This is a genomic window from Actinoplanes sp. TBRC 11911 (assembly GCF_012933445.1).
Classification (GTDB): domain Bacteria; phylum Actinomycetota; class Actinomycetes; order Mycobacteriales; family Micromonosporaceae; genus Actinoplanes.
Genome location: NZ_JABBNC010000013.1, coordinates 1 through 21664, shown reverse-complemented (window position 1 = coordinate 21664; position 21664 = coordinate 1). Strand labels below are relative to the sequence as shown.

The 21664-nt window shown below is 66.3% G+C and carries 20 protein-coding genes and 1 pseudogene; 13 read left to right on the top strand and 8 right to left on the bottom strand.

The genetic code is table 11. The features are described from left to right. From HH310_RS19435 to HH310_RS19395, 10 genes are all read left to right on the top strand, one after another. Entirely contained in the window at positions 1–1707 is a 1707-nt protein-coding gene (locus tag HH310_RS19435; RefSeq protein ID WP_169177006.1) for an acyl-CoA dehydrogenase, read from the top strand. A gap of 16 nt (positions 1708–1723) precedes the next feature. Further along, positions 1724–1969: an acyl carrier protein gene (locus HH310_RS43885; RefSeq protein ID WP_169177005.1), complete on the top strand. Its 246-nt coding sequence runs from the start codon at positions 1724–1726 to the stop codon at positions 1967–1969. Beyond that, positions 1966–2895, top strand: coding sequence for a ketoacyl-ACP synthase III family protein (locus tag HH310_RS19425; RefSeq protein ID WP_169177004.1), 930 nt, complete (start codon positions 1966–1968; stop codon positions 2893–2895). Before HH310_RS43885 ends, HH310_RS19425 begins: the two co-directional genes overlap by 4 nt. 70 nt (positions 2896–2965) lie before the next feature. Next, on the top strand, positions 2966–3757 hold the full coding sequence (locus HH310_RS19420; protein WP_169177003.1) for a hypothetical protein: 792 nt from the start codon (positions 2966–2968) through the stop codon (positions 3755–3757). After that, complete coding sequence (locus tag HH310_RS19415; RefSeq protein WP_169177002.1) at positions 3750–4328, top strand: acyl-CoA dehydrogenase family protein; 579 nt, start codon at positions 3750–3752, stop codon at positions 4326–4328. The genes HH310_RS19420 and HH310_RS19415 overlap by 8 nt, the downstream gene beginning before the upstream one ends. Further along, complete coding sequence (locus HH310_RS43880) at positions 4325–5590, top strand: acyl-CoA dehydrogenase family protein (RefSeq protein WP_248294166.1); 1266 nt, start codon at positions 4325–4327, stop codon at positions 5588–5590. Before HH310_RS19415 ends, HH310_RS43880 begins: the two co-directional genes overlap by 4 nt. Further along, complete coding sequence (locus HH310_RS19410) at positions 5517–6764, top strand: MATE family efflux transporter (protein WP_312034221.1); 1248 nt, start codon at positions 5517–5519, stop codon at positions 6762–6764. Before HH310_RS43880 ends, HH310_RS19410 begins: the two co-directional genes overlap by 74 nt. A 162-nt stretch (positions 6765–6926) precedes the next feature. Then, positions 6927–7574 carry an LmbU family transcriptional regulator gene (locus HH310_RS19405; RefSeq protein WP_211192365.1) on the top strand — a complete coding sequence of 216 codons (648 nt, stop codon included), beginning with the start codon at positions 6927–6929 and terminating at the stop codon, positions 7572–7574. Between the two features lie 137 nt (positions 7575–7711). Beyond that, positions 7712–8830, top strand: coding sequence for a CapA family protein (locus tag HH310_RS19400; protein WP_312034212.1), 1119 nt, complete (start codon positions 7712–7714; stop codon positions 8828–8830). A 187-nt stretch (positions 8831–9017) separates the two neighbouring features. Beyond that, a complete protein-coding gene (locus HH310_RS19395; protein ID WP_169176999.1) occupies positions 9018–10034 on the top strand; it encodes a hypothetical protein in 1017 nt (338 codons plus the stop codon). Between the two features lie 157 nt (positions 10035–10191). Here the strand turns inward: HH310_RS19395 and HH310_RS19390 are convergent, their stop codons facing one another. Both HH310_RS19390 and HH310_RS43875 read right to left on the bottom strand, forming a co-directional pair. After that, positions 10192–11199, bottom strand: a complete 1008-nt coding sequence (locus tag HH310_RS19390; protein ID WP_169176998.1) for an LLM class flavin-dependent oxidoreductase — start codon at positions 11197–11199, stop codon at positions 10192–10194. A gap of 30 nt (positions 11200–11229) precedes the next feature. Then, on the bottom strand, positions 11230–13416 hold the full coding sequence (locus HH310_RS43875; RefSeq protein WP_248294165.1) for a ricin-type beta-trefoil lectin domain protein: 2187 nt from the start codon (positions 13414–13416) through the stop codon (positions 11230–11232). A 383-nt stretch (positions 13417–13799) separates the two neighbouring features. On the opposite strand from HH310_RS43875, the gene HH310_RS19380 reads away from it, so the two are divergent. Then, on the top strand, positions 13800–14816 hold the full coding sequence (locus tag HH310_RS19380; protein ID WP_211192363.1) for a TIGR03619 family F420-dependent LLM class oxidoreductase: 1017 nt from the start codon (positions 13800–13802) through the stop codon (positions 14814–14816). Between the two features lie 78 nt (positions 14817–14894). On the opposite strand, the pseudogene HH310_RS43870 reads toward HH310_RS19380, so the two are convergent. From HH310_RS43870 to HH310_RS19365, 3 genes and pseudogenes are all read right to left on the bottom strand, one after another. After that, positions 14895–15056: pseudogene (locus HH310_RS43870) on the bottom strand (DUF742 domain-containing protein); the annotation flags it as partial. A gap of 78 nt (positions 15057–15134) precedes the next feature. Next, positions 15135–17981: a M36 family metallopeptidase gene (locus tag HH310_RS19370; RefSeq protein WP_248294164.1), complete on the bottom strand. Its 2847-nt coding sequence runs from the start codon at positions 17979–17981 to the stop codon at positions 15135–15137. A gap of 337 nt (positions 17982–18318) precedes the next feature. Then, complete coding sequence (locus HH310_RS19365) at positions 18319–18891, bottom strand: SMI1/KNR4 family protein (protein ID WP_169176997.1); 573 nt, start codon at positions 18889–18891, stop codon at positions 18319–18321. 166 nt (positions 18892–19057) lie between these two features. On the opposite strand from HH310_RS19365, the gene HH310_RS19360 reads away from it, so the two are divergent. Further along, positions 19058–19507, top strand: coding sequence for a MarR family winged helix-turn-helix transcriptional regulator (locus HH310_RS19360; protein ID WP_169176996.1), 450 nt, complete (start codon positions 19058–19060; stop codon positions 19505–19507). Between the two features lie 57 nt (positions 19508–19564). Here the strand turns inward: HH310_RS19360 and HH310_RS19355 are convergent, their stop codons facing one another. The 3 genes from HH310_RS19355 to HH310_RS19345 form a co-directional block, all read right to left on the bottom strand. Further along, entirely contained in the window at positions 19565–19762 is a 198-nt protein-coding gene (locus HH310_RS19355) for a hypothetical protein (protein ID WP_169176995.1), read from the bottom strand. Positions 19763–19885: 123 nt separating this feature from the next. Continuing rightward, on the bottom strand, positions 19886–20221 hold the full coding sequence (locus HH310_RS19350) for a hypothetical protein (protein WP_169176994.1): 336 nt from the start codon (positions 20219–20221) through the stop codon (positions 19886–19888). Between the two features lie 477 nt (positions 20222–20698). Beyond that, positions 20699–20905 carry a hypothetical protein gene (locus HH310_RS19345; RefSeq protein WP_169176993.1) on the bottom strand — a complete coding sequence of 69 codons (207 nt, stop codon included), beginning with the start codon at positions 20903–20905 and terminating at the stop codon, positions 20699–20701. Positions 20906–21181: 276 nt separating this feature from the next. On the opposite strand from HH310_RS19345, the gene HH310_RS19340 reads away from it, so the two are divergent. Beyond that, positions 21182–21664, top strand: a 483-nt coding sequence (locus HH310_RS19340) for a substrate-binding domain-containing protein (protein ID WP_169176992.1), incomplete at its 3' end; no start/stop codon positions are given.

Here is a 21664-nt window from a genome sequence, read left to right as displayed (position 1 = left end):
ATGACAGCGACGGTGACGACCCGGGTGGACCGGCTGGAACAGTTGCTCGGCGACCCGTGGCAGCCGGACGCGCCGCTGACGAACGACGTGATCCTGGCCGCCGATGAACGGTCCGAGATGAGCACCCGCGGTGAGGAGTTGCTGGACGAGTTCGGCTTCGGCGCCGAGTTCGTTCCGGTGGCGTACGGGGGCCGCCTGGATCGTCTCGACGATTTCCTCACCCTCAGCCGCGCGGTGTGGCGCCGCGATCCGACCCTCGGTCTCGGCCACGGATTCGCGTCGTTCATCGCGGGAGTGAACATCTGGGCGGCCGGCACACCCGGTCAGTGCCGTCGCGCCGCCGGACTGCTGCTCGGCAACGCCAAGCTGTCGTCGGTGTACCACGAGCTGGAACACGGCAACGACTTCTCCCGCATCGAGGTCAGCGCCCGCCCGCACGGCCCGGACCACTTGGCGCTGCACGGGCGCAAGGCGATCATCACGAACGTCGGCCGGGCGAGCGCCCTGGTCGTCCTCGCCCGCACGTCCGCCGAGCCGGGCAGCCGCAGCATTTCGCAGATCCTCGTGGACCGGGCGGCCCTGCCCGCCGACGGCATCACCGACCTGCCGCGCTACCCGACCGTCGGCATGCGTGGCCTGATGCTGGCCGGCGTGGACTTCGACGGCTACCGGGTGCCGGCCGGCGCGGTGCTCGGCGAACCCGGGCGCGGCATCGAGGTCGCGTTGCGCTCGTTTCAGCTCACCCGCACCGCGATGCCGGCCATGGCGGCCGGCGTCCTGGACACGGGATTGCGGGCCACGATGCGTTTCACGGGCGACCGCCGGCTCTACGGCCGGCCGGTCGCGTCGCTGCCGGCGGTCCAGGCCGAGCTTGCCGACGCCTTCACCGACCTGCTCATCGTCGACGCCCTCGCCATGTCCACGGCACGCGCCATCCACGCGTTGCCGGAGGAGACGGTGGTGGCCGCGTCGGCCACCAAGTTTCTCGGGTCGCGCCGTCTGCTCGACGCGATGAACCGGCTCTCCCGGGTGCTGGGTGCCCACTTCTACGTCCGCGACGGCGAATACGCGATCTTCCAGAAGCTGCTGCGCGACCTCGCACCGGCCGGCTTCGGTCACGCCGCCCGGGTGGCGTGCCTGGTCACCATGCTCCCGCAACTGCCGATCCTGGCGCGGCGGGCGTGGGCGAACCCGCCCGTCGACGCGCCGGCCGCGATCTACCGGCGGGGTGCCGACCTGCCGCCGCTGTCGTTCGACGCGCTCGCCGTACGCACCAAGGGCGGTGACTCGCTCACCGGCGCCCTGCACGCGGCGGCCGAGGCCACGGCCGTGGCCGATCCCCGGCTGCACCGGCTGGCGACGGCCTTCGTGGCCGAACTGGCCGCGCTGACCGAGTCCTGTGCCACCCTCGAGCCGCGCGACCTCGGTCCCGCCGCCCAGCCCGAGGCGCTCGCTGTGGCGTCCCGCTACGCCACCGTCCTTGCCGCCTCCGCGTGCCTCAACGTCTGGCGGCACGAGCGCGACGACCCGTTCCTCGGTGACCCCACGTGGGCCGTCGCCGCGCTGCATCGCCTGGCCCGCGCCGGCCGTCTCCCGGTTGATCCGGGCCTGGCCGCCACCTGCCGTCCGGCCCTGTACATCGAGCTCGCCGCGCGTTTCGCCGGCCACCGCACCTTCGACCTGGCCGACCGGCCGCTGCCCGTCTGACTCAAGGGAAGCCACCATGAACGCCTTGCGTACGTACGTGACCGAGCGCGTCGCCTACTATCTCGAACGCGACGCCGCCACGATCGAGACCGACATGTCGTTGCCCGACCACGGGCTTGACTCGGTGCTCGCGCTCGCCCTCTGCGGCGACATCGAGGACCATCTCGGTGTCCGGCTCGACCCGACCGCGGTGTGGGACTACCCGACCATCGACGCGCTGCTGACGTACCTGTCCGGCGCCGTGGCCGAAGCCAAGCCGTGACCGCGATCGAGGCCGTCTCCGCGTACCTCCCGCCGGCCCGGGTCCCGATCACGGAACTGGCCGCCGAACTGGGGCTCAGTGACCGGCAGGCCGCGCTCTACCGCCGCTACTACGGGCTGGACACGGTCTGCCTCGACCCCGGCGGCACGCTGACCGATCTGATGCTGGGCGCGGCGGGCAAACTCGACGCGCTGCGCGGCCGCGAACACCAGGTCCGGTATGTCATCCAGGCACGCACACTGGAATGCCCGCCATATCCGGTGAATCCGGTGCACGACGTCCGTGACGCGCTCGGCCTGCGGCACGCCGCCGCCTTCACCGTGATGCAGCACGCCTGCGCCTCCGGGCTGCTGGCCGTCGACCTGGCAGGCCGGCTGCTCGCCGCCGGCGGCGACCCCGACGGCCTGGCTCTGTTGTTCGTGGGGGAGAAGGCATTCACCCCGATCGCCCGGCAGATCCCCGGTACCACGGTGATGGGTGAGGGTTCGGCGGCGGTTCTGATCCGGCACGGCGGCACCCGCGACCGGGTGGTGTCCTATGCGACCAGATCGCACGGCCGGTTCTCCGACGGCCTGCTGCTGACCGGGCCGGCAGCCGAGGAGTTCGAGCTGCGGTATCTCGACGCGCTCGCCGAGGTCATCCAGGCCGCCACCAGCCACGCCGGGGTTTCGCCGTCGGAGCTGAGCCTGGTCCTGCCGCACAACGTCAACCGGCTCTCCTGGATCCGGCTGGCCCGGCGGATCGGTCTCCCGGTCGACCGGGTTCTTCTCGACAACGTCCCGCTCACCGGGCACTGCTTCGGCGCCGATCCGTTCATCAACTACGCCACCGCAATCGAACTCGGCCGTCTCCGAGCCGGTGACCACTACCTCATGGCGGCGGTCGGCCTCGGCGCCACTTTCTCCGCCATGGTGCTGCAACACTGATCCGAGAGGCAGGACGATGTACGTCGCCGCTCCGCCGGCCATGGCGGAAACTCGAAGAGACACCCCGACGGTGTCGTTGCCGCTCCGTTTGACCGGCGCGCATCACCAGACGTTCGCGACCACCGCCGGGCCTCCCGACCACGACCTGCGCCGGTACTGGCACGACGCCGCCGCCGGCTACGGCCGCTCGCTGCGCGACGACACCCTCACGCTGGCGCGCCCGGTGGCGTTCGACGTCCTGGCCGCGCCCCTGCTGGCCAAGCTCGCACCGGGCCCGATCGACCTGGTGGTCCTGGCCCACGCGACGCCGGAAGGCGAGCCTCGCGCGTCGGCGGGCTGCGTGTTCACCGAGCGGCTGCCAGGGGTGCGCACCACCTTCTCGGTGACCGAACAGGGCCGCACCTCAGCGTTCGCCGCGCTGCTGCTGGCCGGCACATTCCCGGCGCGGGGCCGCGTGCTGGTGCTGGTACTTGACCAGAGCGTCGTGCCCTGGGAAGTGCCGGACGCCACCGACGTACCGGCCGTCGACGCCGTGGTGGCCCTGCTGTTCGAGACCGGCGGCAGCGGCGTCCGGTGGGAACACCACGCGGGCGTCACCCCGGGCGAGGTGGTGCCGGTGCTGACATCGTTCGCGCCGGATACGCCGGCGGTGCTCGGCCAGGGCATGCCGGCCGGCGACTACGACCGGCTGGGCGTACCACTGATCGCGACCGCCCCGGGCCTGCTGTGCACGTCGGCGTGGGCGCAGCTGCCCGGCCTGATGACCGGAGGACACGAACGTGTGCTGCTGGCCGACTACGACGCGACTCTGCGTAGCCTGAGCCTCGCGGAGATCGACCTGCGGGCGCGACCGGATGAGTGACCTCGACGGACCGTCCTGCCGGGCGACGGCGCGACGAGGAGACCTGGCCACCGCGTTCGGCCGCCTGCATCGGACAACCGAGATCCCGTACGGCGATCGGGGTCACGCTCTCGTGACCGAGGCGGTGTTGCGGCGCTGCGACCCGGATGCGATCGAGCTTCGCCGCATCGTGGTGGAATCCACCGTCTGGGTGGCGCTGCGCGGCCCGTCCGATGCGCCGCCGGCGCCGCTCGCGTGGCGGCGCGGCCTGCTCTGGCTGCGTCTGGGACAGTCCCAGTGGCTCCTCGACCAGGCCGTCACCTACTTGTCGACGCGGCGGTCCGGCGACGAGCTGCTGGTGAACCAGCAGCTCGTGCGCGCCGACCTGGCCGATGCGGCCACCGACCACGCCGTGGTCGAAGCGTACCTGGACGACCCGTACGCAACCCCGGACCTGCACACCGTGCTGACCCGCACCGATCGTTCGCTGCTGCGGTTGCTCGGCGGCAGCGGTTTCCTCGGCGACGGACCGGGCCAGGCCGCTTACCTGTCCGAACTACTGGCCGACGTCTACGGCGGGGGACCGCGATGATCAAGCTCGACGACCGCCTGGCCACCCTGCGCCGGCACGCTCACGAATGGGGGCGGGAACTGCGCCCGTACGCCATGGACCTGGACGCGGACCCGGCGGTGCCGCGTGCGCTGGACAGCATGGCCGTGCGATACCTCCAGCGAGTTCTGGTCCCGGAGGATCCGCTCGTGGTGGACGGCCACCGCTTCGACGGGGTTGCCGCACTCGAACGGGTCGTCGTCTTCGAGGAACTCTGCCGAGGTGACGCCGGCGTCACCCTCGCAGCCCCTGGCCCGTCGCTGTCCGGCGTCCTGATCGCCCGTCTCGGTGACCCGGCCCAGCGCGAGTATTTCTTCAGCCGTGTCCGGCAGGAGCGGCTGTGGACGTTTTTCGCGCTGACCGAACCGTCCGGCGGCTCCGATGCCGGAGGTCTGTCCACCGATCTGTCTACCGTGGACGAGACCGGAAATCATCGGCTGAACGGTGTGAAGCGCTTCGTCGGCAGCGCTCGGCGCGCGCGTCTGGGCACGGTTTTCGCCCGTACGCGTCCGGGCCCGCTCGGCGTGATCGCGGTGCTCGTGGACGCGGCCGACCCGGGTTTCCAGGCCGTCCCGCTACCGATGATCGGACTGCGCGGCCTGGAGATCTGTGCTATCGACCTGACCGACGTGGCCGTCGCACCGCAGCACGTTCTCGGACGTCACCTGCCGCCGTCAGCGCGGGGCCTGTGGTCGGCGGTGCAGACCTTCAACCAGTTGCGCCCCGGGGTCGCCGCGATCGCTCTCGGCATCGCCCGCGCGGCCGTCGAGTACATCCGCGCCGAGCGCCCCGGTGCGCACGGCACGGACCTCGACCGCATCGAACGGCTGGAGTCCGAGGTCGCCTCGGTCCGGCAGCTGATCTGGGCGGCGGCCGTCGCCGTGGACCGTAATCCCCGCGACGGCTACCTCGCCTCGGCCGCCAAGGCACGCGCGGTGCGCCTGGCCGAGGAAGCGACCCTCGGCGCCCTCGCGTTGCTGGGTCCGGGTGCCCGCCTCGACCATCCCTACCTGGACAAGCTGGCCCGCGATGCCCGAGGCGTGGAGTTCATGGAAGGCACCCGCCACATTCAGCGTCTGAACGCCAGTCAAGGAGTCATCAATGGCAGGTTCGCAGGTCGCGGGACGGATCGCGCCGGAGCACCGCAGCCTGTTGCGGCTGGTGTGGCCGATGGTCCCCGCCGAACTGGTCGACGTGTTCCTGCCGATGGCGACGCTGATCCTGATGGGACGGATGGGCGCTGAGGCCCTCTATGTGCGCTCGCTGTTCACCCCGCTGGCCTTTCTGTTCCTGGCGTTGCACACCGGCCTCGGCGTGACCACACAGGTGGCGGCCGCCGTCGCCCGGGGTCAGGGACGGCTCGACCAGGTCGCCGGCCGGGTCACGAGCATCGTGCGCGTCGGCCTGCCCGCCGCGCTGGTCCTCGCCGGCGTGCTCGCCGTGCTCGCCCCCACCCTGGCTCATCTGCTGTCGGCGCAGCCGTCCGCGCGCGACGACTTCGTCGAATTCGTGCGGTGGACCGGGCTTGCCTACGTATGCGTGCTTGGACCGACGGTGTGCGTGTCGGCACTACGCGGTGGCGGGCGGCCCTGGGCCGCCGGGGCGGTGATCGCCGGCGTCGCGACCATACAGATCGGACTCACCGCGATCGGGGTGGCGGTACACGCCGGGATTCTGGTGGTTCCGGCGGCGATCGCTGCGGCCAACGTCGCCGGCACGGTGGCCGGTGTGGTCCTGCTTCGCCGCTTCGGCGCCTGGCCACCGGGTACCTCCTTGGCGTGGCGGCCCGCCGTCGTCGGGTCGCTGCTCTCGATCGGCGCTCCCGTCGCCGGATCCCTCCTCATACTCTTCGTCAGCAACCTTGGTCTGACCTGGGTCGTCTCCGCCTTCGGGCCGGATGTCGTCACCGGCTTCGCCACCGCGGCCACCGTGCAGAGCGTGGTGGTCGTCCCGGCGATCGCCCTGGGGTCCGCGACGGCGATCCTGATGAACGAGCACCGTGGTGCCGGCCGGGGCGATCGGCTGCCGGGCGTGTTAGATGCCGGGCTGCGGATATCGGCCATCTTCTACCTGGTGACCACCACCCTGGTCGTGTTCGCCACCGCGCACGGCCCGACGATGCGGGCGGTGACCGGGAATGCGGCCGCAGCTTCGGAAGCCCGGCACTATTTGGCCGTGGTCGGCCCCACGTACTTGTGCATGGGCTTGGCACTGGTGGCACTCACCATCATGGAGCAGCTCGGCGCGGGTGCGTTGGCGGTGACGCTCAACGGAACGTACGTGCTCGTCACGCTCGGCGGCGGTGGATGGCTCGCGCGGCACGCTCACCATCCGGACCCGCTGTATCTGGTCGTCGCCGTCGCGAACGTGCTGGCGGTGGGCGTCCTGCCGATCGTGACCCGCAAACTCGCCCGCTGACCGATACGGAACGCGAGGGGTTCGTGCCACTTTGGAATCGACCCGTGTACGACCGGGCTGATAATCAGTACGATGATCATCGGACAAGGTCCCCGAGCGAACCTCGGAGCCTCACCGATCTCCACACGAAGGAGATCACCTTCGTCGGCGGAGGAGTTCATCGTGACGCGACCACCGGCTTCGCTCGAGAGCTTCGTATCGATGCGATCCTTCGACCCGGCGGTGTCGATCCACCGTACCGGAATCGTCTTCTCCGAACCGGTGACACTCGCGGCCTGGGAGCGGATCGGCCAGCGGCTTCGCGGCGTATCGGATTCGTCGTCATGGTGGCTCGGCGACTGGTTGGTCTTCGGCGAAACCGCGTATACCGGCCGCTACAAGGAGGCGGTCGAGCGTACCGGACTGGTGTATCAGACGCTGCGTAACTACGCCTGGGTGGCGCGGCGCTTCGAGCACAGCCGCCGCCAGTACCGTCTGAGCTTCGCGCACTACAGTGAGGTTGCCCGGCTCGAGCAGCCCGAACAGGACTATTGGCTACGCCGGGCCGAGGAACACGGCTGGTCTCGTAACCAGCTTCGCCGGGAAATCCGCGCCAGCCTGGCCGAGCGACACCGTGAGGCGGAACCGAAGACCACCGGCCGGACGGCGATCCAGATCGAGTTGCCGCCCGAGGAATTGGACGGCTGCGCTCGCGTGGCCGAGTACTACGGCCTGAGCCTCAGCGAGTGGGCCGGCGCGGTGCTGCAGCAGGCGCTGCACACCCACGACAACGAAAGCTCGGTCGTGGCGTCGGCAGGCTCCATCCGGTGACCTGCACCGTTCATCACCAGAGGCCCGCCTTCGGTAGGGCCAGACCCGTGTCGCAGATCGCACGTTCAGTAGTGTGACCATCGCCTGGCACCTGAAGCACGCCTCTGCGGCTGCGTCTGGCGGGTATGAAGCGGTTCGTGACCACGACGCTGGTGGCCGCATCGGTATTTCTCGGCGCCTGCAGCCTCGCCTACGGGATCCACGGCCTCAAGCACACCGTCACGTCGTTACAGATCTCGATGCCCCCGGCGTTCGCATCCGCTTCTACGGCGGCGAAGCTCGGCGACACGGTCACTCTCTCGGCCACCGGCGACATCATGATGAGCAACACCCCGTCGGAGCTGCCGCCGCATGAGGGCGACGGGTTCTTCGACTCGGTCCGGCCCGCTCTCGCTGCCGACCTGGTCATGGGCAACCTCGAACAGCCGCTCACCAACGACACCGGGGTGTCCAAATGCGGTTCGCCGCCGGCCGCGAACTGTTTCGCCTACCGATCGCCGCCGTCCTACGCGCGGCACCTGAAGGAGGCCGGGTTCGATCTGGTGAATACGGCCAACAACCACGCCGAGGACTTCGGTTCTGCGGGTGCCCGCAACACCCGTACGGCGCTGGCGGCGGCCGGGGTCCTGGCCACCGGCAAGCTGAACGAGATAACCGTGACCGAGGTCAAAGGCATCAAGATCGCGGTGATCGGGTTCGCGCCGTACGACGGCCTGAACAACGTGAACGACCTGCCGCACGCCACCGCGCTCGTGCGCCGGGCCAAGAGCGAGGCGGACCTGGTCATCGTCCAGGTTCACATGGGTGCGGAGGGTGCCGCGTATCAGCACGTGAAACCGGGCGACGAGATCTTCTACGGCGAGAACCGCGGCGACCCGATCAAGTTCAGCCACGCGATGATCGACGCCGGCGCCGACCTGATCTGCGGACACAGCCCGCACGTGCTGCGTGCGATGGAGTTCTACAAGCACAAGCTCATCGCGTACAGCCTCGGCAACTTCGCCGGCGGCGGCAGAACTCTCTCCCGCAACGGGGTGCTGAAGTACGGCGGCATCCTGCACGTCACCCTCACCCGGGACGGTAGGTACGTCTCCGGGAAGTTCCTGTCGACGTACATGAACTCGGTCGGGCTGCCGACACGGGACACCCAGGACGAGATGGGCCGCAAGCTGGTGGCCCAGTTGACGTCCGACGACTTCGGCGCCACCGGCGCGGTTATCGGCTCGGATGGTTCGATTCGCCCGCCGAAAGTGTGATCGCATCATCCGCCACAGTGCAGAGCTACGTGAGCGCCAGCGCCAGACTGAGCAGCTCTCGCGGCGCGCGGCGACGTGGTTCATTCCGTGGCTCGCCTGATTCCTAAGTGCATGGTTTCTTCAGAGATGCCTAATGTAGTCGTGACGTACCGCGACCAAAAATAAGCGTCGTTTGAAAGGTGCCGTAATGGCTCTCGCCGGTAAGAGTTGGCGAAGAATCGCCGTAACAATTACAACCGCCGCCGTGATGGCGTCGATTGGAGCCACCCCCGCATTCGCGGGCACCGAAGGCACTTGGGAACCGGTGGGCACGCCGTCCACCGTCACGTCCCACGACTCACCGGCTATGGTGAACTTCGGTGGAAGCCAGTGGATGCTCGCGTACAAGTCGAGTACCGATACGCAGATTTGGGCATCGCTGAACAACGGATCCCCTGTTGCGATCCCGGGCGCCAGGTCCAACTTCGCACCGGCTATCGCCTTGCTCAGGGGTGCGCCAACGATCGTCTTCACCGGCACGGACAGTAAGATATATTGGGCGGAATACAACCTGGTCACCGGGCAATGGGGGTCTGCGAGGACTCAATTCCCGGATCAGGTCAGGACCTTTACCAGCCCGTCCGTGATGACCACGCGCGACGGCACCCTACATGTCGCGTATGTGGACAGCGTCAACCACGGTGTCTCGACCTTCAGCTTTGACGGTCAGGGAATCTTCGCTTACGACGGCCAAGATCCTCCGGGAGTCGTGACCGACAGCGCTCCATCCATAGCGCCGCTCCCGCCGCAGGAGTACGGTCCCCAGGCCGAGGCTGAGGCCGTGATCGCCATCCGGGGAACCGATAACAGGATTTATTCCTTGGTTCAGCACCAGACCGGTCCGTGGCAATGGTTCCCGGCTGACGGCTGGACGCCTCTTGGTGAGTTTCAGAGTAACTTCGGTCCGCGCATCGCTTCGAGCGGCGACGAGCTCCGGGTAGCCATCCGAACTCAGGACAACGTGCTGGCATACATCGGTCCTGAGCGATATGAGGTCGACGAGAACGGCGACACGTTGATCGTCTGGGGGAACTGGGGCCGGGATAACCAGAATTGGACGCTGTACGTGATTCCGACCCTTGTGGGTTGGTTCGACGACAGTATCCGGGCCGAGATTTTTGATGGACCCAACGAATGGCACGCGTACCAGAAGACACTCCGATAGCGCGTATGCGGCGCTGTGCACTCGTATGATTGGCGAGATACGGCTGGTGGATCCCATCGTACCGTTGCGCGATCCACCAGCTCGTCGGGTTTCACTTGCTGATCAGGTCGGCGGCGCGTTCCCGCGGCGTTGGTGTTGCCTGCCACGAGCGTCGGCATTACGAGAGGGCGAACTCCTTGGCGATGAGTTCGTAGGAATGCATTCGCTGCGTGAAGCCGGGAATTACTGACGTGAGCATCAGCTCGTTGGCTCCGGTCTGGGCCTGAATCTCGGTGAGCCGGGCGCGCACCGTCCGCGGCGTCCCGATCGCCGCGTCGCCGAGCAGTTGGTCGACGAATCTGCGTTCATCGGCCGAGTAGCGATAGCGGGCCGCCTGCTCCGGAGTGGGAACGGCTGTTTGCTGCTGTTTGCGGATCAGCACTCTCATCAACGGCCCGGATCGGGCCAGCCTCATTGCTTTGATACCGGTGTCCGCGCATACCGCGGTCACGGACACCATCACGTAGGGCAGGACCAACGCCGGCGACGGTTGGAAGGACGACAGGTATGCCTCGATGCCTTCGATGGCTGACTGCGCGTTGATGTGCCATGCCGCCGCGAACGGCAGTCCGAGCAGGCCGGCCAGCTCGCCGCCGGTCTTGCTGTTGCCGAGCATCCATACTGGAACACCGGGTGCCGGCGGCATCGCGAAGACGTGGTCACGGGCGTACGGGTGCTCTTGCTGGAAACCGCGGCCGAGGAATCCGAGCAGCTCCGACACCCGACCGGCGAAGGCGTCGGGGGCACCGTCGTCCGCACTTCGCCGCAGCGCCTGCGCGACCGCGGGAAGGGCGCCTGGCGCTCGACCAACGCCTAGATCGATGCGGCCGGGAAAGAATGTGCTCAGTATCCCGAACTGCTCCGCCACGACAATCGGCGCGTGATTGGTAAGCATCACCCCACCCGAGCCCAGCCGGATTCTGCTGGTGACGTGGGCCAGGTGGGTGAGAAACACCGCCGGAGACGAACTCGCCGAGCCTGGATAGCTGTGATGCTCGCCCACCCAGTAACGACGATATCCCCACGCCTCGGCGGATCTGGCGAGTTCGACGCTGCGTCGCAGCGCCTCGGCGGGCTCCACGCCGGTCTCCACATCCACCAGGTCGAGTATGGACAATGCAACCATCGCTCATCTCCGCGCAAGCACCGTGAACGTTCAAGATTTGGGTAGGGCCCAGTGTTGGTTGGCACCGTCGGTGCAGTCCCAGATCTGCAAGCGGGTGCCGTTGGCACTGCTTGGGCCCGTCGCGTCCAGACAACGTCCCGATACGGGATTCACCAGGGTGCCCGACGCGGTTGCCTGCCATCTCTGGTTTGCACCACCGGTGCACGACCAGAGCTGAATCATCGAGCCGTTCGAGGTTCCTTGACCGTTGACGTCCATACACTTGCCCAGGACCCGCAGTGAACCGTCCGACTCCACCGTCCACTTCTGAGCGGCACTGCCGTTGCAGTCGTACAGCTGGATCGCGGTGCCGTCGGCGGTGTTCGCGCCGGCGTCGTCGATGCACTTGCCGCCGTATCCAGTGATCTGTCCGGTCCGCACGCTTGACGTGCCGCCATCCTGCCAGCTGTTGTTCGTGCCGCTCAGCGCGAAGGTACTCGGCGAGCCGTTGCTGAAAGCGGTCTGCCCGGAACGCAGATTCTGCACGATGTTGCCGCTGAAGATGCCGCTCCCGTTGACACCAGCATTGATCAGAACTCCCTCCTTGGCCGGCCCGTCGATCGTGTTGCCGTTGAGTGTGGCGTTCACATTCGTGGGGTCGATGACGAGGCCGGCCGTGAGTGAGCCCCGCAGCACGTTGTTGGTCATCGTGACGTTGGTGGTCGCGTTCGGGAACATCGAGTTTTTGTCCGGCGAGAAGATTCGAACTCCGCCGGGCTGGGACCCATTCCAGCCACCACCGCCGATCGTTACGTTGCCGCTGACCGTGGCGGACTCGAGCGGGCGCCCGGTGGAGCCGAACACGCCGATCTCGATGGCCTTGTTCGACGACACGCTGTTCACCAGGTTGTTCATGACCTGGATGTTGCGGCCGCCGGCGATCCGGATGCCGTTGGCCCAGACGATCGCTACAGCCGTGTTGTTGAGGATCTTCGAACCGTCGACCTGCCCGTTGGTCCCGGTTGCGCCGGCGTCGGATGCGGTGGCAAAGCCGTCGTCGCCCGCTCCGCGAACAAAATTATTGCGGACCGTGATGTTGAGGCCAAGCTTGTCCGGGTTCGGGGCGTTCGAGTTGTTGATATTGAAGCCGTCGGCGTACGAGTCGCTGCTGCGGCTGTTCTCGACCACACCGTTGCTGCCGGAGAGCCAGTTGGCGTCGGTGTGCCGAGTCCAGATCCGGTTCACGTGCCATCCGGTTCCCATGGTCTGGACGCCGGAGCTCGCACCGCCGCCCGTGCCTCGCCAGCGCGCGTTGCCGTCGATCTGGACATCGCTGAGCGTGCTGCCCGAACCCAGCAGGGTCTGGGACGAGAAAATCGCCGGGGTGGGCAGCGGAACCTTGCGATACAGCGTGGTGTACCACATGCCGGCCCCCTGAACGTCCACCCCGGTGATGTTCAGGTCGCCTGAGGCAAGGCTGTTCATCATGAACTTGCCGGCCGGAATCCACACCGTCTTGGCTTCCGCGCGGGCGGCGTCAACCGTGTTCTGGATGGCGCCCGTGGAGTCTCGGGTGAAGGTTGGATCGGCGCCGAAGTCGACGACGTTGAGCGAGCCGGCCGGCTGGGTCAAAGCCGGCGCGACGTCCTCCAAGTCGACCGAGTCGATGTCGTAGACGGCAGCCGTATTGGCGGAGTCTTTGCGTAGGGTGACCGTACTACCCGCCGGGATCGGTCCCCCGGGCAGCGGGAAGAGGGGAAAGTCGTTGTAGAACTCGATGGCCCGCCCGCCGCCGTGCGGATCGTCGGGGGTCGTGGTCGAGTTCTGGTAATTCCACGCCTGTGCCGAGCTCAACGAGATCGGGCCACGCATCTGACCGTTCACATAGAGATCGAGCGACGCGGAAAGGCCGCCACCGTTGGGCGCGTCCGGTATCGAGGCGCGAAGAACAAGTGAACTGGACTGCTTGCCGGTGTTGTTTGTGATGGTCACCGAGTCGCCGGTGCTTTTCAGCTCCACCAGCCCGTAGCCCGACGCCTCCGTCTCCAGCGTAGCCGAGGTGGGCACCGGTCCGCCCGGCACGATGTCACGCACCCGGGCTCCGCCCCCTAGCGTTCCGGACTCGGCCTCGACCGTCACGAAAGGTGTCGAAGCGCCAGCCGCGGCAGACGCGAGACCGGCGGCGAAGGCCGGACTCCCGGAACCATGGGAGAAAATCAGTGTCCCGGCCAGGCCCAACGTAATCCCGCCCAACGGGGAGAAGACCCGTTTAAACACCGCATGCATACGCCACCTCGTGGCTAAGAGGACTAATCAAATAACGCAGCGCTCAGGGCTGCGCTTACAACCTGCCATCTACGTGACGCGTCAGGGTCATATGGATTATCAGACCATCGAATTGAATTTCGGCATTTGGCCAGCTTGTTGGGCACATGGACGATCATGGCGGGCGCGCAAATCGCAGGGTAAGGCAAACTACGGATGCTTTTCGCTCTCGGCAATCTACGGTGGGCTGGCCCGGTCCCGTCGTGCGGGCAGAAACCCAGCAATGCCGTCGTGGCCAACACCAGAAATTGTTTGGCGCGAAGCCAGGCCAGTAGTTGTTCGAGGAGCCGTCAAACATGTCGATCAAGCTGGGCGTCAGCCTTCCTCAGGCGGCCCCATACCGGCTTGCAGCCGATGTGCCGGTGTTCGCGGCCGCGGCGGAGCGCATCGGCTACGACAGTCTGTGGGCGCTGGAGCGTTTGCTTGCCCCTGTCGACCAGAGCGGCGAGCACGGCGCTTACGGCATACCCGACTTGCCATGGCCCGACTACTACGACCGTGTCTCCGACCCACTGGTCACGCTCGCTCAGGCGGCTGCGGTAACGTCCCGAATCGCGTTGGGGACGGGATTGATCCCGGCGCCGCTGCACCACCCGGTGTGGCTGGCTAAGGGCTTGGCCTCGCTTGACGTCGCCTCGGGCGGACGATTGATCGCCGGGATCGGCTCTGGCTGGTCGCCGGATGAGTACGCCGCGGTCGCGCCTCGACCATTTCGGGAGCGTGGCAAGGCCCTTGATGAGTTCCTCGACGTCGCGGGCGTGATCTGGGGCCCGGATCCGGTGTCATACCAAGGTTCCGTGTTCGAGCTTGCTCCGAGCCGCGTCGGTCCGAAGCCGGTCGGAGCAATCCCGATCTTTCTTGGTGGTGCTACGCCGCCGGTGCTCCGCCGGGTCGTGCGGCGACGGCTCGGCTGGCTGCCGAACGTGATTCCGCCGGATCTGATCGTTCGGATGCTCGGCGAAATACGGGAACAGGCCGGATTCGCGGTGCAATGTCTGGTGCAGGTGAATTACTCCGGCACCGTGGAGGTCGCGACCAGCAGACGTTCGCCATACACCGGAAGCCTGGCGCAGATTACGGAAGACCTCGTGACCCTTGCTGACGGCGGCGTCGACCACGCCTACGTGACTCTCTCGGATGCGGTGACGGATGTCAGGGCACTGATCGATGCGGCTGAGAAGTTGCACGAGTACGCCGTGAACGCTGGTGTCGTCCCGCGAGGTCGTGACCTCGCCGGCCAGATACCCAACGGAGGCCCAACGCGCGAACAGAGTCTCGAGTTCCGCCCTTGGCTGCCCACGTCGTCCTGGTGACTGACCGGCGGCGGACGACTGGCTCCTCGCGGTACCGAGAATCCCGCACGTTCAGCTGTCACGCGTCGCGCAGCGGGACGGCAGTTGCATGCGTGCGGCGATTTCCGCGAGCGACTGCACTCGGCCGCCGTCACCCATCGCCGCGATGTACTGATGCTCGCTTCCACCCCGTCTGCCGCCGCTGCCCGCTCGGCCGCGCACAGTGGTCTCGACCCGGGTTTCGAGCGCTATCTCAAGCTTGCTGATGTCGTTTTACGTGGCAAACCGCGCTCGACGTTTCTCCGGCCGCTGGAGACGGCCGGAGAAACGGTCGTACGGTCAGGCAGCGGTGCCGTAGACGGACAGCTCCGCGGAGTCCACGAACAGGCAACCGCTCTGCCCGGGGTCGGTGGCGCACTGGCCGGCGGCCTGAGCCTGCGAAGTCACCTCGGTGTACCGGACAAACCCGATGGCATTACCGGTACCCGCCGCCAAGGTGATGGGAGTCGGCGTCGCCGCGCCGTTCGGGAAGGTGCCGACGGCGGCCACCGTCCAGTTGGTCCCGTCGGCCGAGGTCTCCACACGGTAGCCGGCGGTAGCGGCCGTCTGGTCGTCACCACAGACTGCGGACGGGTTGATCATCAATTCGGATACGTTCATCGTGCCGGACAGGTGCAGCACGACGGTTTGACCCGTCGGCGTGGCATCGTTACTCCATCCGCTCTGTTGCGACTGGTCGATCAGCTGGCCCGGGCCGCAGCCGAACGCCGTGGCATCGGTGCCGGTGGCACTGACCACCGAGGCCCCGCCGCTGGATCCGGCCCAATCCTTACGCACCTGCCAGTCCGTACGCAGCGTGGCGTTTGGTTTGATCGTCAAGGTCTTGGTCGTCAGGTCGTATCCGGCGCCGCGCGCGAAGACCTTCCCGTACGTGCCGGGAAGGACGCCGGCGATCCGGTAGGTGCCATCGGCAGTCGTGGCGGCAGCATAGTCACCGGCGAAGCCCGAGTTGTGCCCGGCGAAGGCGACGGTGAGTCCGTCGACCGGCTTGCCGTTGTCCTCGTCGGTCACCTTGCCGGTCACGGTTCCGCGCGGCGTGTTCGGCGCCGGCGGCATCGAGAAATCCTCGACCGGCTGGGAGTCGCTGCCATCCAGGCTCGCGGCGAAGTAGCCCATGCCGCGCTTGGCGAACACCGACCAGATTGTCTTCTGCAGCTTACCGTTGTCGACCACCAGGTCGGCCGCGAGAATCGCATTGCGCTCGTCGAGGAATGACGGGTTCGACGGCGAGAGCTCCATGGCTCGGGTCACCAGCGACTCGGCCTTCGTGCTGCCGACTGCCGTGCGCAGGTCCCACAGGGTCTGCGCCCAGATCTCACCGTCGGCGTGTACCTCCGGCCCACCGGAGAAGATCTTTCCGAAGTCCCCGTACGTGTATCCGCCCGGTCCCGCTGCCGGCGTCCCTGGGCAGGCACTCGCCGGCGAGCCGACAGTGCAATCGGTCGGTTCGCTACGGACGGTGCCGCCGTGCGTCAGGTACTTGCCCTCGCGCAGGTCGCCGATCGTCGCGGTATCCCTCTCCAGTCCCTGATCGACGAGGTAGTCCAGGCCGTACCAGTCCCCCCAGGCCTCACCCATCGCCTGAGACTCGCTGCCGGAGAGAGTGGAGTTGCCCTCCGCGTCGATGATGAGACGGTTGGACAGACCGTGTGTGTATTCGTGGAAGACCACGTCGGCCTCGTCGCCCCCGTTGCCGGCCAGAAAACCGTCTTGGCTCCGGAAAAGGTACATCTGCATGACTGGAGAGACACCGTCGGGCGGGGTCATCATGTTGGCGTTGTCCGCATGCGCGGCATCCGGCAGACCGTTCGCGGTGTTCGCGCCGTCATCCGACTGGGCCTGCAGGGCGTCACCGTCGATCGCCTCGAAATTGCCGGCCGCCCGGGTGAAGCCGATGGGCGCGGCCGCCAGGTGGTCATGCCAGGTGCCGACGTAGTTGAGCAACTGCACAGCATTCTGCTGGCGGTTGGCCTGCCACGACTTCGGGACGGTCGAGTTCCAGGAGCACTCGAACGCCGCAGAGCATGGCTGTCCCACAGTCTTGGCGAAGCTCTGGAACGGGAAGTTGAACTCCCGCCGACCCTGCGTCTGAACCTCTTCGTTCGGGTTCGCAACGTTGTCGTCGTTCACATCGGAGTAGACGTGCGCGACGTTGCCGTCAAGAGTCGTAGCACGGGGTGGTAGCCAGCGGCTAAGGTCAACCGTGGTTTGGGTGCCGCCGCGCGGCGAACCGGGGTAGTCGGCCCACACACTGCCGTCGTCCGCAGCGTCCGCCTGGGTCAGGTCGTGACGGTAGAGGGTGTCGCCGGACGTCGCATCGATCACCTCCTGGTAGCCGTTGGCCAGGTCGAGCGTCTGCCACGCCAGCCGCGGCCCAGCCGCGGTCGCGAAGTAGACCAGCGACGTCGCGCCGCTGTCACTGAAGCTGGCAGCCCGGGTTGCGTCGGAGGAGGTTCTCGTAACCGTGGCGGTGGCCTTGCCCGACACGTCGGCGACAGCCTTCGCGTGGGCGGCCGTGGCGCTGAGCATGGGGCTGCCGGCAGCCGCGGGCAGCGACTTCAGTGGAGCCCCGTCGATCTGGAGCAGGCTGCCGTCCTTGACGACGTGCGCCTTCAAACCGTTGCCGAAGACGGGCACGCCGCCGACTTCTTGGACGAAGCTGAGGTGGTGAGTGCCCTCGATGTCAGTGTAGTCATCCCGCAACCTGAGGGCGGCGATCCCCGCGTTATCGAGACCGAAGACGTCCTGGTGTGCGGCGATGTAGCCAAGCGCGACGTCGACCGGCGTTTTCTTGCTGGGCCCGGTCAGGAACCCGTCCAGTCGTGCCACCTGGCGGGGAGTATCAGTCGCGTGGTCGATCGCGACGATCCCCTGTACACCGAGCTGGTCATGCAGTGTCGTGACGGCGGTCGCGGACGGCCACGGGACGATCCGGCCCGTCGGCCCCGGGGCCTCTGCGACGCGGACGAACTCGCGGCTGTCGTAATCGGCATGGCGTTGCGCATTCGTGCCGCCCGATCCGGGTTTCGGCGGCGCGGAGAACGCCTGTGTGGACACGGTGCTCGTCGCGAGGACGGCACTTGCCGTCGCAACGCCGAGCAACCGTGCTGCGGATGACGGTTTCAAGACTCATCTCCTCTCGCTCGGAACGACTCAAGCCGTCCCGGCGAGAAGGAGACGTACATTGAAGCTAGAAACTCAGCAGCATCTCTGTGGGGCTACTCACCACAAAGGACACCCATCAGTGTCCATGTCGAGGGCTTTACGCCTACTCCCCGAAAACAGCCACTGATGAAATGTAGGAGTCAAGAAAAGCGATCTCGCACCGCATTCGTGCAGGTCATCTGATGGGCGTGGTGCCGGCAGGAACGCCTTGTGGTTTTAGTCATATGTGTGGAATACGGTGAGCGCGGCGGGGTCGTCCTCTGGTGACCGCCAGCTTCCCGGTAATCGCCTTCACGGGTCATTCCCGGTTGCGAAGCTCGTCGAGCGCCGTCCGCTGCGCAAACATCATGGTGGCAAAGCTGTCGTAGCGTTCCGGTTCAGTGCCGTCAGTGGTTCGGAAAGCATAGGCGACCCATTCATCGCCGGTCCGCTCTTCGGGGTCGAGGAGCCAGTAGGCGCCGTCGTCGTCGTCACCGATCTGCAGCGCCCGCCGCATGAGTTCCAGCGTATCGGGTTCGACGTCCGAACTACTGCTGGGCCATGTGTCGAGCAGATCGGCATACCTGTCGCGCATCCAGCCTACTTCCGTCAGCGACAGGACCCGTTCACCGAACGCATCAGCTTCAAGCAGCCCGTCGGTCACCTGATAGAAGGACCGCAGCGACGGAGGCAGCCGCTGCCCAAGCCGAGCTTCGACCCTCGCGATGGCATCATCTCCGGCCGAGGGGCTGGTGAGTCCCGTGGCCGTCAGGTCGGCACGCTCGAGGTCGTCATCGTCCGCCGTCTCAAACCATTGATCGCTGTAGTCGGTGATCCATATTTGCCATTGCTCCGACGTCATGCTGATCGCTGAGAAATGTTTTTCGGTCATGCCGTCCGAACGCTTGACGCCCTCGATGATTCACCGAGGTGGCATAGATCGTCTGCCCTTGACAATGGCCGCAGTAACACGATAGAAAACTTCGAAGCCCGATTCTTTCTCACGTTCTGAGGACTATTATCATGGATTTCGAAGCTCGGTCCAAGGTCGGTTGGCAGTGACGCAAAACAGGTCTTTGCTGACTTCCGAGGAACGGGCCGTTCTCGGGCGCTTTGTCCAAGTCGCGCAGGCGGTTCAGCGAATGGTCGATCACGACCTCAGCCAGGAAAGCGACTTGAGCCTGTCGGAGTATGTCGCGCTGTGGCGGCTGTCGCAGGCAGTCGACGGACGCCTACGACTGGCGGAATTGGCGTCGTCGCTCAGGGTGACTCCGGGCCGGATCTCCCGGGTGGTGGCGAAGCTCGAAAAGCGTGGTTTCGTCGTCCGGGAACCGGATGACGACGACCACCGTGGATGGAACGCCGTCCTCCTGGGTGTGGGCCGTACTTGCCTGACCCAAAGTGAGCATGCGTATGTCGCGAGTGCTCGCCGCAATTTCTTCGATCATCTGAACGACCAGCAGCTACGCTTCCTGTCGAGCTTGCTGGCCTCGATCACGGCGAACTGATCAGAACATTCAGCCGATCGCGACGCCGAAGACGTCCATGGCACCGACCCTTCTTGCCTAGAGGTGCGGCGGTGGTTCGGTGCCGTTACTCGCGTCTCGCAACAGCCACTCGGCCTCGTCCACATCGACCCGCGGCGCCGTCGAGAGAATCCCGCCATGTCCCGGTCGGTGGAAGAACCCGTCGCCCGTCGAACCGATAATCGCCGGCCTTTCGGCGAATTGGCCGTCTGCGCCGGTGCCGGAGGCGATCAGCACGACGGGTTGGCAAGCGTCCAGCAGGTCGGCGACGAGCTTTTCGGGTGTCCAGGAGCGATGCAGGGCGTGCAGTTAGGTATTGGGGTGTGGTCCGCGCGCTTTATCCCACAGCGTGACGAACTCTCAGGTGAAGCTCCCCGCCAGCACCAAAATCACCAGCGCGACGACCTGCAGGATGAGACCGACCAGCCAGCCCAGCAGCACCCCCGGCGCTGACCCTACGCCTCTGCGGAGTGCCGGGACCGCCGCGAGAACGACATCGATGACAAGTGCGATGAGGTTCGCCAGCAGCGCGTACTGAAAATCATCCAGCAGCGCGAACTCTTCGTCGAAGTTGACTATGACAGAGATGACTGTCACAACAGCGGCGGCGACTTCGGTGAGGATGCCGATTCCAAAGGCTCGGCCGAAGTGCTTGCGCGGTCGGCTCCCGGCTGAGGTGGATTCATGCGTTGTCATTGGTAGGCCCTTCGTTCGCTGCCGTTACGTGGTGACGGAGACCTTCGTAGACGCGCTCGAAGCACGGTTCTTCACGTTTGTGGCACAGTAGACAGTTGCTTGTGCTCGGTCATTGCGGCGTTCGACCAGCTTTGAATACGGCGTAGGTGCCTGGGGTCTGTCTCGATCTGAGTCATCCAAACCGCAACGCCTCGGGATGAACCCGCGATCGGCGACCGCCCGGACAGCCGCCGCCGGGGACGCTGGGTACCGGCGGGCCGCCTGCTCACGCAACTCGGGGTCGGCCGTGGCTTGCTGCCGGAGCGTATATCTCGCTCGGCGTAACCCCCGGTCGCTGGAGACTACATTCTCGCCGGCGTCCAACGTTCTGCCGAGTTCCGGGTCTGCGCATGTACCGTTTCTGCGAGGGCAGCGGCTGATCTCATCGGTTACAGATCGAAGCACGGAGACGAATAGACCCCTCCCCAGGAGAAGAGGTCACACGTCACCTATCTCGGCGTTGCGGGACTGTTTCCATGTGTTATCGGGGAGATTCTGGTTGATCGCCGCCGGCCATCCAGAAACCAGTACCTGGATGGCCGGCAGCGCCTTGCTCAAGCGAACGCCGGGCAGCTCGAAGCGCAGCCCAGCCTGTGGTTTGAGCTTCTCGGCACGCGTGACTGTCGGCCGTTGCCCAGCGAACACCCAACCCACACCGCGCCGTTGATTCCGACTCGAATATGGCGCCGCCTAATTGTAACCGGACCTGTAAGTCCACCTAGCGAAGGTGACAGAGAACACTCAGTATGATTGCTTGTCCATGCAATTAAATAAATACAGTTCCTGACTCCTACAACTCATATGTGGCAGTTCATCGTGACACGGTTTACCGTTCCTCAAGCTTATCGCGCTTAACGACCGGCTGCTCCCGCCGCGGCGGATGCGAGCAGGGTTTCGGTCGCATTGAAAGGACATCCTGTAATGCATAAAAGATTTCTCGCCGTGGCGGTCGCCGGCGTCCTCACCGCGGGTGGTCTCGCCGCCTGTGGCGGCGGCAGTGACTCGGGCAGCGACGGCGGAGGTGGCGCCGCTGCCGGGAAGGTCGGTGTGATCCTTCCGGACACGAAGAGCTCGCAGCGTTGGAGCACCTTCGACCCCACGGATCTGAAGAGCGCGTTCGACGCGGCCGGTGTACCGGTCGACATCCAGAACGCGCAGGGCGACAGGACCACGTTCCAGACCATCGCCGACGGTATGATCTCGAGCGGTGTGAAGGTCCTGATCATCGTGAACCTGGACTCGGGTTCCGGTAAGGCCGTGCTCGACAAGGCCAAGCAGGCCGGTATCGCCACGATCGACTACGACCGCCTCACCCTCAACGGTGGCGCGGATTACTATGTGTCGTTCGACAACGTCAAGGTGGGCGAGCTGCAGGGCCAGGGCCTGGTGCAGTGCCTCACCGAC